The organism is Ralstonia sp. AU12-08 (assembly GCF_000442475.1).
GTDB lineage: Bacteria > Pseudomonadota > Gammaproteobacteria > Burkholderiales > Burkholderiaceae > Ralstonia > Ralstonia insidiosa.
The window spans coordinates 49,123-65,191 of sequence record NZ_ASZV01000064.1 but is presented as its reverse complement, the minus strand read 5'-3'; the positions used below and the strand labels follow the sequence as shown (position 1 = coordinate 65,191).

The 16,069-nt window shown below is 61.0% G+C and carries 12 protein-coding genes; 7 read left to right on the top strand and 5 right to left on the bottom strand.

Annotated elements, in window-relative coordinates; translation table 11 throughout:
* The first annotated feature begins 506 nt into the window (after nucleotides 1–506).
* From C404_RS58555 to C404_RS58540, 4 genes are all read left to right on the top strand, one after another.
* Nucleotides 507–785, top strand: coding sequence for a metal/formaldehyde-sensitive transcriptional repressor (locus tag C404_RS58555; RefSeq protein WP_012435739.1), 279 nt, complete (start codon nucleotides 507–509; stop codon nucleotides 783–785).
* A 7-nt stretch (nucleotides 786–792) separates the two neighbouring features.
* Nucleotides 793–2,097: a CDF family Co(II)/Ni(II) efflux transporter DmeF gene (gene dmeF, locus C404_RS58550; protein WP_012435738.1), complete on the top strand. Its 1,305-nt coding sequence runs from the start codon at nucleotides 793–795 to the stop codon at nucleotides 2,095–2,097.
* Nucleotides 2,098–2,228: 131 nt separating this feature from the next.
* Entirely contained in the window at nucleotides 2,229–3,182 is a 954-nt protein-coding gene (locus tag C404_RS58545) for a hypothetical protein (RefSeq protein WP_012435737.1), read from the top strand.
* 343 nt (nucleotides 3,183–3,525) lie between these two features.
* Nucleotides 3,526–4,449, top strand: coding sequence for a cation diffusion facilitator family transporter (locus C404_RS58540; RefSeq protein ID WP_012435736.1), 924 nt, complete (start codon nucleotides 3,526–3,528; stop codon nucleotides 4,447–4,449).
* Here C404_RS58540 and C404_RS58535 read toward each other — a convergent pair.
* On the bottom strand, nucleotides 4,446–6,053 hold the full coding sequence (locus tag C404_RS58535; protein ID WP_012435735.1) for a sensor histidine kinase: 1,608 nt from the start codon (nucleotides 6,051–6,053) through the stop codon (nucleotides 4,446–4,448). The genes C404_RS58540 and C404_RS58535 overlap by 4 nt on opposite strands.
* A gap of 77 nt (nucleotides 6,054–6,130) precedes the next feature.
* Here C404_RS58535 and C404_RS58530 point away from each other — a divergent pair, with 77 nt between their 5' ends.
* On the top strand, nucleotides 6,131–6,736 hold the full coding sequence (locus C404_RS58530; protein ID WP_012435734.1) for a response regulator transcription factor: 606 nt from the start codon (nucleotides 6,131–6,133) through the stop codon (nucleotides 6,734–6,736).
* A 29-nt stretch (nucleotides 6,737–6,765) separates the two neighbouring features.
* On the opposite strand, the gene C404_RS58525 is transcribed toward C404_RS58530, so the two are convergent.
* Together C404_RS58525 and C404_RS58520 are read right to left on the bottom strand one after the other, a co-directional pair.
* A complete protein-coding gene (locus C404_RS58525; RefSeq protein WP_012435733.1) occupies nucleotides 6,766–9,930 on the bottom strand; it encodes an efflux RND transporter permease subunit in 3,165 nt (1,054 codons plus the stop codon).
* 12 nt (nucleotides 9,931–9,942) lie between these two features.
* Nucleotides 9,943–11,163: an efflux RND transporter periplasmic adaptor subunit gene (locus tag C404_RS58520; protein WP_021197846.1), complete on the bottom strand. Its 1,221-nt coding sequence runs from the start codon at nucleotides 11,161–11,163 to the stop codon at nucleotides 9,943–9,945.
* A gap of 137 nt (nucleotides 11,164–11,300) precedes the next feature.
* On the opposite strand from C404_RS58520, the gene C404_RS58515 reads away from it, so the two are divergent.
* A complete protein-coding gene (locus tag C404_RS58515; protein ID WP_012435731.1) occupies nucleotides 11,301–12,818 on the top strand; it encodes an efflux transporter outer membrane subunit in 1,518 nt (505 codons plus the stop codon).
* Between the two features lie 39 nt (nucleotides 12,819–12,857).
* On the opposite strand, the gene C404_RS58510 is transcribed toward C404_RS58515, so the two are convergent.
* Nucleotides 12,858–13,646, bottom strand: coding sequence for a hypothetical protein (locus C404_RS58510; protein WP_012435730.1), 789 nt, complete (start codon nucleotides 13,644–13,646; stop codon nucleotides 12,858–12,860).
* Nucleotides 13,647–13,984: 338 nt separating this feature from the next.
* On the opposite strand from C404_RS58510, the gene C404_RS58505 reads away from it, so the two are divergent.
* Nucleotides 13,985–14,368 carry a hypothetical protein gene (locus tag C404_RS58505; RefSeq protein WP_233902599.1) on the top strand — a complete coding sequence of 128 codons (384 nt, stop codon included), beginning with the start codon at nucleotides 13,985–13,987 and terminating at the stop codon, nucleotides 14,366–14,368.
* A 31-nt stretch (nucleotides 14,369–14,399) separates the two neighbouring features.
* On the opposite strand, the gene C404_RS58500 is transcribed toward C404_RS58505, so the two are convergent.
* The gene (locus C404_RS58500) at nucleotides 14,400–16,043 is read right to left on the bottom strand and encodes an Nramp family divalent metal transporter (protein ID WP_012435728.1); all 1,644 of its coding nucleotides are present in this window, start codon (nucleotides 16,041–16,043) and stop codon (nucleotides 14,400–14,402) included.
* Nucleotides 16,044–16,069 lie beyond the last annotated feature (26 nt).

Sequence of the window (16,069 nt, the reverse complement as noted above, 5' to 3'; positions counted from 1 at the left end):
CATTCGTACGATTCCACTTGGGGATCCGAGTCCAGCAGGAGCATGTACTCCTTCTCCAGAATCGACTCGAATTCAATGACCTCATCCGCCAGCGGGGAGGGATGACGTCCAGTGACAAAGAGGTAGTTCTTAGGGATCCGGCGCACCGGCATAAAGCGCTCCACAAAGCACACATCCGTGGATTCTTGCTTTCCCCACCCTGACTTGTCGACCCTCCATCGCGAGGGGGCTCAATGCACTGAGCGCGTTTCAGTCTAGGTCGCTGAGAGCAACTTATGTAGTGCACACACGGGGCCCTCCTGACTATCGATCGGGGGTGTAACGCACCGCGTTACCGATGGCGTTGCGGGCCGGCGGCAAGAAATCCCGCTCGCGTCACGCAGTCGGACGTTTTCGCCGTCATATATGCAGAGGGCTACGTCCTTTGGTTCGGTGCAAATGTTGCTCCCTTGGCAGCCGAACTCAATGTAGTATACCCCCCTATAGTATATTTAATGAGGTGATCGATGAGCCACACCATCCGTGAGAAGCAGAAGCTACTCAACCGCGTTCGCCGGATTCGGGGCCAGCTGGATGCCATTGAGCGCGCACTGGAGGAGGAGCAAGGGTGCGCCCCCGTGCTCCAGCAGATCACGAGTTGCCGCGGCGCCATGAATGGCCTGCTGGCCGTCGTGCTGGAAGATCACATACGCACCCACCTGACCGAGGTGGATGACGAACATGAACACGCCGAAGGCAGCGCCAAGGAGCAGCTGATCGAGGTCGTGCACAGCTATTTCAAATGAGCCAGCCATGAGCAATTTCTACGACACGCCGTTCGGTATCGGTCATGACCACGTGTTCCTGGGCGCAGGGCACGAGAAAAACGAGCGCAAGACATGGGCCGTGATCGTGCTGTGCACGCTGATGATGGCCGCTGAGATCATCGGCGGCAGCATGTTTGGCTCGCTGGCCCTGGTGGCCGATGGGCTGCATATGTCGACGCACGCAGGCGCCATGCTGATCGCGGCGCTGGCCTACACATATGCGCGGCGCCACGCGAACGACTCACGCTTCGTGTTCGGTACAGGCAAGCTCGGCGACCTGGCCGGCTTCACCAGCGCCATCATCCTGGCGATGATCGCGCTGCTGATCGGCTACGAGGCTGTGGTGCGATTCCTCTCGCCGGTGCCGATCCACTTTAGTGAGGCGATCCCGATTGCGGTGGTCGGCCTGCTGGTGAACATCGCCAGTGCCTGGCTGCTGAGCGGTGGCGACCACGATGGCCACAGCCATGGCCACAGTCATCACCATGGTCATGCCCACGGACACGATCACGGCCCAGCCGGACTTGGCGACAAACATGCACACGGCAAGGAAGTGCAGCACATCAACGCGCCAGCAGGGGTGTTCGCGCTGTCGATCTTTGAAGACGACGTACCGCCAGTTTTCCGCTTGGCTGGAGAAACCATCCCGCTGCCCAGCGACGTGGCGACGGTGACCACCATCCGGCCGGACGGCAGCCGCCAGGAATTCCTGATGGTCCGCAAGGCGAACTACCTAGAATCCACCACAGAGATTCCGGAGCCGCATGCCTTTACTGCCGTGCTCGGCATCGGCGGCCAGGAATACAGCGTGGCCTTCGAAGAGCATGAGCACGATCACGCCGATGGACACGGGGCGCACCATCGCGACCACAACATGCGCGCGGCCTATGTGCACGTCTTGGCCGACGCCGCCATCTCTGTCCTGGCCATCATCGGGCTGTTGCTGGCCAAAACCTTCGGCTGGCTCTGGATGGACCCGCTTGCAGGTATCGTCGGTGCGCTGGTCATCGCCAACTGGGCGTACGGACTGATGCGCGACACGGGTGGCATCCTGGTCGACATGACACCAGACAAGCAAATCGGCGGCCGCATCAAGACTGCACTGGAAACCGATGGCGACGCGCTGCTCGATCTGCACGTCTGGCGCATCGGCCCTGGGCACCTGGGCGTGGTGGTCTCGGTCGGCACACGCCAGGCGCATCGCGGGCCGCAGTTTTATCACGAACGGCTGCGGCGATTCCAAGCGCTGTCACACGTTACGATCGAGGTTCATTCGTTACCGACCAAATAACCTGACGTCCGACCTGGACATATCCTCCGGACGATTAGAACGGGGGCGGTACCCCGCCATGTGGGTGCCGCATTCGCCCAACCAAAACAAGAAAACATTGTCGCGGCCTGACCGCGGACGCTCTCCCGGCCATGTACCACCCATCTAGATTTGCCCGCATTTGCGCGGCAGCGTTCGCTCTTGCTGCGCTCGTCTCCAGCCCATCACATGCGCATGGCATTGCTGGCAACCGCTTCTTTCCGGGAACGCTGAATTTCGACGACCCCGCTGTTGCTGACGAATTTTCCATCACCGCCGGCGCTGTGCAGCACCCTGACAACAGCCGCAACGTCACGGATCGCGGCGCGACAGTCTCATTCGCGCGGTTGCTGACACCTGAGGTCTCGATCGGCTTTGACAGCGGCTTCATCCGGCGCGACTGGGACAGTGCACGCCAGCCAGGCGCAACCGGTTCCGACCTGATTCTCAAATCCCGGCTCTACGAAGACGATCTGAACGAGACGCTTGTTGCCGCCTCGCTGATCTATGGGCTGCCCCAGACCGGCGCCAGACGACTCGGCGCCAGCACGTCAGCGACCATTGCCCCCAGCCTGTATGTAGGTCAGGGGTTGGGTGCCTTGCCTGAGGCGTGGTCTTGGCTTCGGCCGTTGGGCATCACCGCTGGCGTCAGCGTGGCCGTGCCGACCAGCAAAACATCGGACAACTTGAGCTACGACCCGATGACGCGACAGTTCAACCCTGTGAGGACAGCCAACGTCACCACGGTGCATTGGGGGTTCGCATTGGAGTACAGCACGCTCTATTTGACGGATCGGTTTGTACCAGGCGTGCTCCCCAAAGAGGAGCCGCTCCATCAATGGGTCCCGTTGGTCGAATTCGCATTCGACTCACCACGGGGCCAGCGTACGCGTGGCACCGTCAACCCAGGCTTCGCTTATGTCAAGGATACGTGGCAGGTGGCAGCGGAACTGGTCCTCCCCTTGACCCACGGATCAACGCGCGGTGTCGGCGCGAACGTTCAGGTGTTGTTCTTTCTGGACGATTTCCTGCCGGCGCTGTTCGGAAGGCCGATGCTGACTCACTAACGAATTGTCTTAGCGTGCATGTTCAAAATGGTCGATAGGGACTTAGATTCGCCCCTTGCCAATTGCATCTGGCATGAAGCACTCGGTTCGATGCAAATGGCTTTCTGACCCCGAGGCAATCTGATCCGGCTTGTGGCTGAAAACGCCGCTTTCCTAGATCAGGGATCCCGGTATTGCACTTGTGCCCACCAGTGCACCAGCGAATGCGAACGCCTCTCATGCGGATTCTTTTCTGCGGCTGCCGGTTATTCCCCAAACGGTCAATTCTCAACCTATGATCGCGGACAAATCCAGGCGCTCGCCCTCAAGGTGACCGGTCCTCGACCATCAGACAAACCAGACCATGCAACAGCCAACCGAGATCGATTTCGACAGCGAGACACCGGCCATCAAGCGCGCGGCGAAACGCAGCACTCTCGTGAGCGTGGGTGTCAATTTGGCCCTAACGGCCGCGCAACTGGTTGCTGGCGTTCTTGCCCATTCACAAGCGTTGATAGCCGACGCAATTCACTCGCTTTCCGACCTGGTTTCGGATTTCGTCGTCCTCTTTGCCGGACACCATAGCCAGAAGGAACCGGACGCAGAACATCACTATGGTCACCTTCGGTTCGAGACAGCGGCATCCCTGGTTTTGGGCTTGCTGCTACTTGGCGTAGGCATCGGGATGCTTTGGAGTGCGGTGACAAAGCTGGAGCATCCGGAATCAATTTCACATGTGAAGTTGATTGGCTTGTGGGTCGCACTTGGCGCACTGGTGAGCAAAGAGCTGTTGTTCCGGTACATGCTGGCCGTCGCCGAGCGCGTGCGCTCCAGCATGCTGATAGCGAACGCCTGGCATGCTCGCTCCGACGCAGCCTCCTCGTTGGTGGTCGCACTCGGCATCATCGGCAATTTGCTTGGATTTCACCTGCTCGACCCGGTAGCCGCACTCATTGTGGGGCTGATGGTATCCAGAATGGGGTGGCAGTTTGGCTCGAATGCTCTGCACGATCTCATGGACAGAGCCGTCGATGAAGAGACAGCGACCGAAATTCGGCAAGTAATGCTCGGCACGCCAGGCGTGCTTGGCGTTCATGACGTTCGGACACGCAAGATGGGCGACATGATCCTGGTGGACGCGCACTTGGAGATCGAAAGCACCGCAACCGTGAAGGTCGGTCACGACATCGCGCTGGAAGCAAGGCGACGCGTCATGGAAAGACATGATGTTCTCAATGTCATGACCCACGTCGATCCCGTAGACAGGCTCACAGCCGGTACAAGCTAGCCGTTCAGTCGCGGTAAGAACACGTTGAATCTTGAGCCTTTGCCTTCTTCGCTGGTCACAGTGATCGTTCCTCGGTGCAGTTCCACGACCAGCTTCACCAAGTAAAGCCCGACACCTGCTCCAACCGTCCCTGCAACGTTGCCGCCGCGCACGTAGCGCTCGAACAAGCGCTCGATATCGCGCTCTGGTATGCCCAGGCCCCGGTCTTCCACAGTTACCGACACACCGTCGGCATCGCTGCGCATACGCACACTGACCGGTGCGCCTGGCGGCGAATACTTAACGGCGTTGCCGACAAGATTGCTGAAGGCCTGGAATAAGAGCCGGGCATCGCCGAAGAATGTGTTCGGCTCATCCGTCTCTATGCACACCTCGATCCGAGCGCTCGGCGTGCCTTCCAAGTGCATTTCGCAAACCTCGTGCAGAAGCGCTGCAAGCGGGAAATCGGTGCGCCGCATCGCTGCTGGCGTCGTGGAATCCAGCCACTGCGAAGAGTCGAGCAAGTGATCCATCAGGTGCGTCATGCGCTGCACGGCCGCCCGGATTTTCCCGCAGCGTTCTTCGAGCGCCTCGGGCTGCAACGCATCACGCGTGCGTATCAACCGCTGGGCCTGGCCGTCAATCACGCCCAGTGGCGTACGGAATTCATGCGACGCCATTGAGATGAAATTGCGTTGGAGTTCGGCCATGCGGCGCTCTTTGTCAAGCGTCTCCTGCAATACGGCCGCCTGGGCGGTCAGTACATCTTTGCTGCGCCCCAGTTCGATTGTGTTTTCTCGAAAACGCGCCACGGCTTGCGCGATGTCGCCAATCTCGTCGTGGCGGTCCAAGCCTGGGATGTCGATCTGGGTATCGTTGTTGGCAACGCGGTGCATGCGATCCACTAGCACGGCAATCGGGCGCGACACGGCAAAGACAAGGTAGATCACGGCCAGCACGACCAGACATGCCGCCACAACGATCGCCCCAACGATGAGTTGCCGCGCATCGTGGTAGGCCTGCGCCTCTCGCTCGGTTTCTGCCGTGGCGCCAGCGACACTGCGTTCGGTCATCACGCCCAAGGTGTCGTTGGCCAAGTCGAATGCGTGTTTGGAATCCGCGTGATAGAGCCGCGCAGCACCCGCTACGTCGCCTGCCTTGGCAGAAATCATCAGCCGTCGCGCAAGCTCGCGATACGTGTTCCATTGGGTGACAAACTGGCTGTAAAGCTCGTGCTCGGCGCTGTCGTGTTCGATCTTGTCGTAGCGGGCCTGGGACGTGGCAATCGCTTTGTCGAGCATGGCGACCTGTTCGTCGGCGGCTCGCAGGTCAGCGCGTGATGAGGCGATCAGAAAATCGCCTTCGGCCGCGCGATAATCCGAGATGTAGTTGTTGAGGTCGCCCAGAATCCGGCTGTTCTGTAGCCAGCGCCCGCTGATCTGCGCAGATACGCTGTGGAAGCTCGCCAGTTGGTCGATACTGAAAGCGCCGACGCCGACCACCAGCAGTAAAAAGATCACGAACACCAGCGTCAGCCGGACCCGGATGGGACGCAGGATCAACGGCGATGCGATTCCAAAGCGCCGCCCGTCTGGCGCGGCTGTGACCGTTTTTGGCGATTGCATAGGTAATGTCCTGCGCAGTTTTTCTTGACGACGTCATGAGCGGAGCATCAGTCACCATACCACCAGCTGAAATCCCCATGAAGCCAGCCAACCCCAAGATCCTCTGCATTGAAGACGACGTTGAAACCGCCGAGTTGATCACCGAAGAACTGGCCGAACACGGCTACACCGTGATCACGGCGAACGATGGTGAGTCCGGGCTGGCGATGCTCCTGCGCGAAGCCCCCGATCTGGTGCTGTGCGACGTAGGCATGCCGGGCATGACCGGGTTCGAGTTGCTGGAGCAATTGCGCACGCTCGCGCCACGTTATGCTGAAATTCCGTTCGTCTTTTTGACGGCGATGGCGCAACGCGACTCTGAACTGCGTGGGCGTCGCCTGGGTGCTGATGACTATGTGACCAAACCGGTCGACTTCGAAATCCTGATGAGCATTGTGCAGACCCGGCTCGCCAGACGGCCGCGCACGCATACCGCACATCCGCCCGTACAACTGAGCGAGCGTGAGGTCGAGGTGCTAGCATGGTCTGCGCGCGGCAAGACATCGGGTGAGATCGCCACGATTCTTGGGCTCTCCAAGCGCACGGTCGATTTCCATATGGACAATGCGCGCGAAAAGCTGGGCGTCGCCACGCGCATCGAAGCCGTGGTCAGGGCTTCCAGCTCGGGCATTATCAAACCATAGGGGCCGCCGCACGAAGCGGCGGCCATCGCTCAGACCGGCGCTTCCTCAAGGGGCGAGTCTTCAGGCGGCTCCTTGCCGAGGAATACCATCCGCAACGCAGGCACGATCACCAGCAGCATCAACGGGCCCACCAACATGCCGCCCACAACCACGGTGGCTAGGGGCCGCTGCACCTGGCTGCCGATGCCCGTGGAAATCGCCGCCGGGAACAGGCCGATACACGCCGACAGGGCCGTCATCAGCATTGGCCGCATGCGCTGTTGCGCCGCATGGAACATCGCTTCAGTTGGCTGGAGGCCGCGCTCCCGGCGCAAGTCGTTGTAGTAGGTGATCATCAGGATGCCGTCCATGACCGATACACCAAACAACGAGACGAACCCAATGGCCGCCGAGACGCTGAAGTCCAGCCCCGTCAGGAACAGTGCCGCTACCCCACCGGTGATCGCAAACGGAATACCGGCCAGCGCCATCAGGCTATCGCGCAGCGAATTGAACAGTCCATAGAGCAGGACCAGAATCAACAGAATGCTGATCGGCACCATGACCGCGAGCCGCTGCTTGGCCTGTTCGAGTTCTTCAAACTCACCCGCCCACTCGATGCGGTAGCCTTGCGGCAACTTGACGTGCTGGGCGATGCGCTGCTGCGCTTCTTCCACCGTGCCGCCCAGGTCGCGCCCGCGTACACTGAACTTGACCGGAATATAGCGGGCGTTCTTCTCGTGATAGATGTACGACGCCCCCGTATCCAGCGTGATGTCAGCCAGCGCCGAGAGCGGAATGTAGGCGTTGCCGCCATTCGCGTTCGAGTAGGCGACGCGGATGTTGCGCACCGCATCGATTGTGGCACGGTACTCCGGGGCCAGCCGCACCGTCAGTGCAAACTGCCGATCGCCTTCCAGGATGGTGGTCGCCTGAGAGCCCGACAGGGCCGCTTGCACCACGGTGTTCACATCCCCAGTGTTGAGCCCATAGCGCGCGGCCGCCTCACGGTTGATGCGCACGTTCAGGTTCGGTTGACCGAGCACGCGGAAGATGCCCAGGTCTGTGATGCCTTTGACCTCGCTCATCTCGCCCTGTACCTGATCGGCAAGCCGCTCCAGCACCTGCAGGTCCGGGCCGATGATCTTGACCGAGTTGGCCCCCTTCACGCCCGACAACCCTTCTTCCACGTTGTCCTGGATGTACTGCGAGAAGTTCAGGCCGACCCCGGTGAACTCACTGGTGAATTCTTTCTGGATCTGCGCGATCAGCTTCTCCTTGGTCATCCCCGCCGACCATTGGTCGAACGGCTTGAGGGGCACGAAGAATTCAGCGTTGTAGAAGCCCGCGGCATCACTGCCGTCGTCGGGGCGACCGTGGGCCGACACCACCGTGCGCACCTCGGGGTGCTTGAGCAAAATCTGGCGCATGCGCGCGACCGGTACCACGCCCGATTCCAGCGACGCCGTTTGCGGCATCGTCAGCCGAATCCACAGGTTGCCTTCTTCAAGCGCCGGCAGGAACTCCGTACCCAGCAGCGGCATGAGCGCCGCCGTTACCGCCAGCACGACCGCGCCGATCGTCACGGCAATGCGCCGGTTGGACAAGGACCACGTCAGCGCAGGCTGGTAGACCTTGTGCAACGCGCGAACGAGCCAGGTTTCCTTCTCTTCGATCTTCTTGGGCAGCAGGTACGAGCACAGCGCCGGCGTGACCGTGAAGGTGGCGATAAGCGCGCCCGCCAACGCGTAGCCATAGGTACGCGCCATCGGGCCGAAGATCTGGCCTTCCACCCCCTGCATGGTGAACAGTGGAACAAATGCGGCCACAGTGATCAGTGCGGAGAAGAACACCGCGCGATCGACCTGCAGCGCACTGACGAAAATCATGCGCAAGCGCTCCGGCACGCGGAAGCCCAGCATCTTCGCGTCACGGCTCATCAGCAGGCGCGTCTGCTCCGCCGCCGGCATCTGGAAGTTGCGGAAGATGTTTTCGACCAGGATGACCGACGAATCCACGATGATCCCGAAGTCCACCGCGCCCACCGATAGCAGGTTGGCGGATTCGCCGGTCAGCAAGAGGATCAGGATGCTGAAGAACAGCGCAAACGGAATGTTGGCGCTAACGATGATGGCGCTGCGCAAATCGCCCAGGAAGATCCATTGGATGAAGAACACCAGCAGGCAGCCAAACAGCAGCGCATGCATGACCGTGTGCGTGGTGACCGAGACGAGCTCCGAGCGGTCGTAGTAACGCTCGACCTTCACGCCTGCCGGCAGCGTGCCATCGGTGTTGATCTTGTCCAGCTCGGCCTTGACGCGCGCCACCACGTCGTTGGTCTGCATGGTGCGGTTCATCACCACGATGGCGGTGACGACGTCGCTTTCGTTGTCACGGCCGGCAATGCCCAGACGGGGCGCGAAACCAATCTTCGTCTTCGCGACATCCTTGACCTGCACGGGCACGCCATTGGTCTGCGTAAGGACGATCTTGTCGATGTCCTTCACGTCTTGGATCAGACCCACGCCGCGGATGTTGACTGACTGCTGGCCAAAGTTGATCGTGCGCCCGCCGACGTTGATATTGGCGTTACCGAGCGCCGTCATCATCTGCGGCAGGGTGACGCCATAGGCTTCCAGCTTCTTCGGGTCGACCTCGACGTCGTACTCCTTGGTCGTGCCTCCCCAACTGACGACCTGCGCCACGCCCGGTACGGTCTTCAGGCGGCGCTGCAACACCCAATCCTGCAAGGTGCGCAGGTTGGTCAGGCCAAAGTGGGGCGGGCCCTTCAACTGATAGCGCACCACTTCCCCGACCAGGCTGGACGCCTGAATTTGCGGCTGCACATTGTTGGGCAGGCTGACGTTCTGCTGGAGGGCAAGTGCCGCCTGCGTGTAAGCAAAGTAGTAGTCGATCCCGTACTTAAAGGTCACGCGCACGAACGACAACCCATAGAACGACGTGGAGCGGATGTTCTCCACACCGGGCGTCGCCGCGAGGCCGATCTCCATCGGCACGGTGTAGTACCGCTCCATTTCTTCGGCCGACAGACCGGGCGTTTGCGCCGTGATTTCGAGAATGACGGGAGCGGGGTTGGGGTACGCCTCGATGTTGAGCTTGGAATACGCGAACAGCCCTGCCGTCACGAACGCCAGCAGGAACAACAGGATCAGCGGCCGTCGCAGCAGCGACAGCTTCAGAATCGCTTTGAGCACGGTGAACTCCCCTCAATTAGCGCTATTGACGCTGCCGGAGGCAGCCGTGCTCAGATACAGTGCCCCTTCGTTGGCGGCCAGCTCGCCTGCGTTCAGGCCTTCGAGCACCTGCACAAAGCCATCCTGCTCCAGGCCAAGCTTGATCACGCGCCGCGCAAAGCGCTTGCGGTCGGTCGTAACCCACGCGGTCATGGTGCCGTCGCCTTCGCGGACCACGCCGTCCATCGCCAACGCTGGGGATTGGATGGGCGCGCCGGTGGTGATGTCGAATGAAGTGAACATGCCGGGGCGCAGTTCGTGCTTCGGGTCGTCGATTTCCGAACGCACCAGGATGCGGTGCGTGTTGGCGTCGACCGATGCACCCACGGTGGTGATCTTGCCGTTGAAGACCCGGCTTGGGAACGCCATGACGTGAATCTTGACCGGCTGGCCGACGTGCAGCAGCGGTGCATCGGCTTCCGGCACGAACGCCTGCATCCACATGGTGGACACATCAGCCACCGTGAATGGCGCCGTACCGTTGCCGGGCTGCAAGAGCAAGCCTGGCTGCGCGCTGCGCGCGGTCACCTGGCCCGAGATCGGGCTCACCACCGTCAGCAGCGAATCAGTCTTGCGCGTCTGCACGATCTGGTCCATCTGTGCGGGCGTCTTGCCGAACACAGCCAGGGCTTCACGCGCGGCCTTGTAGGCCGCCTCGGCGGCTTGCTGGTCGGAGATAGCCTGGTCCAGATCCTTCTGTGCCAGGCCCTGGATCTCATACAACTGGCGCGCACGAGCGAGCGCATCAGTCGTCAACTTGCGCGTACCAGCAGTGGAAATCAGCGTGGATTCCGCTTGCACCAGATCAGGGCTGTCGATATCGAACAGCGGCTTGCCCTTGGCAACGATGTCGCCCACCTTGGCGTAGGTGTTGCGGATCTTGCCTTGGTACGACGTGAAGACCTGCACAGCGCGGTCCTCGTTGAAGTCGATATTGCCCACCGCCTCGCGCCGGTTGGCGAATTCGCGCAACTCTACGGGCGCAACCTTGATGTACTGCAATTGGCCCTGGCTCAAGGTCACGGCCTGCCCATCGCGTGAGGGTGGCGCTGGCACGGTGACCGGCGCGGCTGCATACGATGGTGTGGGCGCAGCTTCCGAGCGCTTTTGCCCCCAGATTCCCCACATCAGGCCGCCAACGACCAACCCGGCGACAACGCCCCCAATGGCTGCGGACTTGTAATCAACCTGCACAGCAGTACCCCAGTTGATAGAAATTTTGCCCGCATGATGCTGCCCGCACGTGGAGCGGTCTACTGTGATGAATCACAGTTCGCAACGATTCGACGCCCCCATAGAATCGGCGCCATTCGACCAAACTGGGTGCTTCCATGCCCGCCAACACTGCCCACGGCATGCCATCGTCCGCCACTGTTCTTCTGCGCCTGACCATCGTGGCGGCGGCATGCCTGTTGACCGCCGCCTGCGCGGTCGGACCGGATTTCAAGACTCCGGATGCTCCGAAAGTGACTGGCTATACGCCCAAGCCGCTGCCGCAGCAGACATCGGCTGCAGCCACGCAGGGCGGCGAAGCACAGCGCTTTGTCTCGGGGATGCCAGTTTCCGATCAATGGTGGAAGGCGTTCCAGTCAGAAAAGCTGAACAAGACGATTGCCGATGCGATTTCCGCCAGCCCCACGCTGGCCGCCGCCCAGGCTGCACTGCGCGTGGCGCAGCAGCAAACGCGCGCGCAACAAGGAGCGTTCTTCCCAATGCTGCAAGGCTCGTATCAACCGAGCCGACAGCAAAACGCCGTCGGCACGATTTCGCCCACGCTCACCTCTGGCGCACCGATCTACACCCTGCACACCGCGCAGCTCACGGTGAGCTATGCCCCAGACGTCTTCGGCCTGAACCGCCGGCAGGTGGAATCACTGAAGGCCACCGAAGAGGCACAGTACTTCCAGATGGAGGCGGCTCACCTCACCCTTGCGTCCAACATCGTGGTGGCGGCAGTGCAGGAAGCCTCGCTGCGCGCGCAGATTGAAGCGCAACAACGCATTGTCGGCATCAATACGCAGTTGCTCGACAACCTGCACAAGCAGTTCGCGCTGGGCGCGGTAACGGGGCTGGATATTGCAGCTGCCGAAACGGCGCTTGCGCAGGCCGAGCAGGCGCTACCCAACCTGCAAAAGCAACTGGCGGTTCAGCGCGATCTGTTGGCTGCACTGGCCGGCAAGCTGCCTAGCGAAGGCATCGCCGAGACGTTCACCTTTGCAGACTTCACGCTGCCGCAGGACTTGCCCGTGTCGCTGCCATCGGATCTCGTCCGGCAGCGCCCTGACGTGCGCGCAGCCGAAGAACAGCTGCACGCCGCAACAGCGCAGGTGGGCGTGGCGATCGCCAATATGCTGCCCCAACTGACGATCACCGGCACCAAGGGCGGCACCGCAGAAATCTTCAGCCAGATGTTCCGGGACGGCAACGTCTTCTGGAGCCTGGTCGGCAATGTGGCGCAGACCTTCTTCGATGGTGGTGCGATGCTGGCGAAAAAACGGGCAGCCGATGCGGGGGTCGATCAAGCGGAGGCGCAGTACCGTGGCACCGTCATCACTGCATTCCAGAACGTCGCCGATACCCTGCACGCGCTAGATGCCGATGCCGACGTGCTGAAAGCCGCGCTCAGATCCGAACAGGCAGCACACCGAACTCTAAACATCACGGATAGGCAGCGCGCGATCGGCCAGGTCAACATCCTCGCTGTGCTGAATGCAGAACAGGCCTACCAGACTGCTGTGCAAGCCACGATTGGGGCGCGTGCAAACCGATTCGCCGATACGGCAGCGCTGTTTCAAGCCCTAGGTGGCGGGTGGTGGAACCGGCCCAACGCTGACGTCGCACGGCGCTAAAACCGATGAGGCGCCAGCCTTCTCGCTGAGGGCTGACGGTTAACTCAATGGGACTTCAAAGATCCATTTGAACGTCCACCGGTCGGTGGCGCGCGTTAAGCCTCTGCCCACGCCAAAGTTGAAAACGAACGGCTTGCGATCCACGTCAAACGCGAGAAAGGCCGTGTGCTGCTGTTCGTATAATGGCAAGACATGGTCGACGCGACCCAGACCGGCGTAGTACTCCAATCCGGCACGAATGCCTGTGGACACCGTACGGGCGATCTTGAGGGCCGGGGCGAATTCAGGCACGCCACTGCGATCCTGGCCGGAGAGATTCCAGTCGAGCACCGGGTTGAGCGCCCATAGCCATTGCTCATTCTGATAGCCATAAATCGGCCGGAGCTCTACCGCTTGTTGTGATTGCTCAAAGCGACTTGCAACATGAGCAAGCTCGACGTTGAGACCAGCGAAGTAACCGACACCGTCTTCGGGTCGGACGGGCATCCATTTGACGCGCACCTTTGGCCCGGTGACGTAGTAGGTATTTTCGCGCGTGAGCGCGGTTGGGACGTACACACCGAGTTCCACCGAAGGCGTCAAGCCGTAAGAGAATTCAGCAGTGCCCCGCCAGCCATGCGGTGTCGTGACCTCGCGCGGATAAGACGGTTCTCCAATGCCGCTTGGCGTCGTGTTCAGATGCAACTCCAGTCCAAACTCGCCGGGCGCGTTGATGTCACCGGTGTAGACCTGAATCTCATCAGGAAGGACGGCATACGCCGGAAGCGCAGTTAGACCCAGTACCGTTGCGATGACTCCAACAAGGCTGGATAAGCGAGTGTGTTGCATGGGGGGCTCCAATTTCTGGCAGCCGAAGCATAGACGTCGTGCATGCGTTTTTCCGAATAACCCGGTGACGCAAACGAAAACCTGCATGAGATGCGTTTTCGTTTTCACTCTGTCGGTCTTCCTCTTTTACCGCGTTCGACAAATAGCGCACTGTGATTTGTACGGTATCACTGTGTGGGAGACGTGACCTACACTGAATGGAGGGCAGGACTTTTCAAGTATGCGCTATGCCTATCGAACAGGTTCGTGGCCATAGGTCCAAATGGAGTATCAAGAGGCAGATGATGGTAGGAGTTCTCAGAATGCGCTCTCTTCCTTCCGCACTGCAGATGCGCACCATGAGCACAATGCTGGTCATGTCCCTCGCCGGTTGCTCGACTATCTATGAAGGCAAATATGCCTACGACGAGGGATGGAGACTCGGAGAAATCGAAAAGATTGGTGCACCAGCGGATCTGGGGCGGTTCGGAGCGCTGTGCCGCCAAAGGCGAGACCTGTCTGCAGCGTATCCTCCGGTTGCTGTCGTAAGGTTCGACTTCGGAACCACGGCCGGCAGATATATGCATAGCAGCCATAAACTGCAACACGTGGTGGTGCAACTGCCTCTCGACAGCCCGTTGAAAAAGGACGCGCACGTATACGTGAACATCCGGGATTGCGAGCAACCCCTTGTCCCCGTTGGCAAACTGGACTCAAAACCGCTTCAGCTACCCGGCGCGTGAGGCAAGATGTATGTAGGCTGTTGGCCTAGCCTCATCCCGTCACCAGCCCAGCGATCCGCACCAGCACCAGTCCAGCGGCCACCACGAGATAAGCCCGCAGCACAAACATCCACGTGCGCTTGAGCGGTGTCCAACGTGCTGGCGTGAGCTGCTCCAGCGGCGGCATGGTCCAGTGGTCGCGATCGAGCACGCTCACGCGCAGTGGATGCTGGGGTCGATGACTGCGCCGCTCGATGTGCCACAACACCAGCGACATGACAATGGCGATGAGCGAACCGCCGATCAGGATCGCGCCGATCTCGAATTCGCCGATGCCGGGAAACAGCACCGCCGCCGTCAGGATGACGGAGAGCATCACCAGCACCGCCACCACACCGCCGGTGAAGATGTTCATCGCGCGGCCGTTCGTCCAGGGGCCCAGCACAGCCTTGTCATTGCACAACAGCAGCAGGAACACCGTCGCGCTCGGCAGCAGCACGCCGGCCAGTGATTGCACCGCGTTGGTCAACAGCCCGAGCGGCACACCCGGCGTCAGCACCAACCCTGCGGCCAGCAGCGTCAGCCCGAAGTAAATCGCATAGAAACCCTTGGCCTCCGTCGGCTTGCGATGCAGCGAATGCCGTACAGCGAACACATCGCCGATAGCATAGGCCGTGGACAGCGACACCGCGCATGCGCCGATGATGCTGGCGTCCAACAGCGCGATCGCAAACAGCACACCGGCCCAGCGGCCCGAGTGCGCTTCCAACCCTTTCGCCGTGCCCAGTGCATCGGTGTAGTTGCCAAACTCTGGCGTACCGTGGAAGGCCTGCGCGCTGAAGGCGATCATCGCCACGGCACCGGCAATCACGAGCACGATGCCCAGCCACAGGTCCGCTCGCTCATAGCGGATGAAGCGCGCGGTGATCCGCTTGTCGATCACGTAGCTCTGCTGGAAGAACAACTGCCACGGCGCCACCGTCGTCCCCACGATGGCGATGATCAGCAGCATTACCTCCGCCAGCGGTGCACCGGCCGGTAGAGCAGGCACGAAGAAGTCGCGCGCCACCTGCCCCATCGGCGGGTGCACCATCACAAAGATGGGAATAAGCGTGAGGCTGCCCGCCACCAGCAGCAGCGCAAAGCGCTCGAAGCGGCGGAAGTCGCCCGTGGAGGCGGCCAGCATCACCAGCGCGGCCGCTGCACACACGCCCCAATGACGCGGGATGCCGAGATACTCCAGCGCCAGGCTGATGCCGATGAATTCCGTCACCAAGGTCAGCGCGTTCACCAGAAACAGGTCGATGACGGAGAAGCTGCCCCAGAACTTGCCGAAGCGCGCAAAGATCAGCCGCGCATGGCCGACGCGCGTGACGGCGCCCAGGCGCAGCACCATCTCCTGGTTCACGTACAGCACAGGGATCAGCAGCAGCAACGTCCAGAGCAGCGTGGTGCCGTAGTTCTGCCCGGCCTGCGTGTAGGTGCCGAAGGCGCCGGCATCGTTGTCGCCGACCATCACGATCAGGCCGGGCCCGAGGATGGCGAGCAATGTACGCAAGCGCGCACGCCAGCTATCACGCGCGCCGGTGTCATGGTGGGCGATGGTGCCGAGCGCCCCACGGATGTCGCCCACATGGGCGTCGTCGAGAGCGGCATGACGTGGTGGTGTGTCGATGCCCGAAGTCAGTTGGGTCATAGCGACCTCCGATTTGTTATTGGGTG

Coding starts and splice junctions, on each gene's coding strand:
- C404_RS58555 (WP_012435739.1), top strand. CDS start 507: ATGAGCCACACCATCCGTGAGAAGCAGAAGCTACTCAACCGCGTTCGC.
- dmeF (WP_012435738.1), top strand. CDS start 793: ATGAGCAATTTCTACGACACGCCGTTCGGTATCGGTCATGACCACGTG.
- C404_RS58545 (WP_012435737.1), top strand. CDS start 2,229: ATGTACCACCCATCTAGATTTGCCCGCATTTGCGCGGCAGCGTTCGCT.
- C404_RS58540 (WP_012435736.1), top strand. CDS start 3,526: ATGCAACAGCCAACCGAGATCGATTTCGACAGCGAGACACCGGCCATC.
- C404_RS58535 (WP_012435735.1), bottom strand. CDS start 6,053: ATGCAATCGCCAAAAACGGTCACAGCCGCGCCAGACGGGCGGCGCTTT.
- C404_RS58530 (WP_012435734.1), top strand. CDS start 6,131: ATGAAGCCAGCCAACCCCAAGATCCTCTGCATTGAAGACGACGTTGAA.
- C404_RS58515 (WP_012435731.1), top strand. CDS start 11,301: ATGCCCGCCAACACTGCCCACGGCATGCCATCGTCCGCCACTGTTCTT.
- C404_RS58510 (WP_012435730.1), bottom strand. CDS start 13,646: ATGCAACACACTCGCTTATCCAGCCTTGTTGGAGTCATCGCAACGGTA.
- C404_RS58505 (WP_233902599.1), top strand. CDS start 13,985: ATGAGCACAATGCTGGTCATGTCCCTCGCCGGTTGCTCGACTATCTAT.
- C404_RS58500 (WP_012435728.1), bottom strand. CDS start 16,043: ATGACCCAACTGACTTCGGGCATCGACACACCACCACGTCATGCCGCT.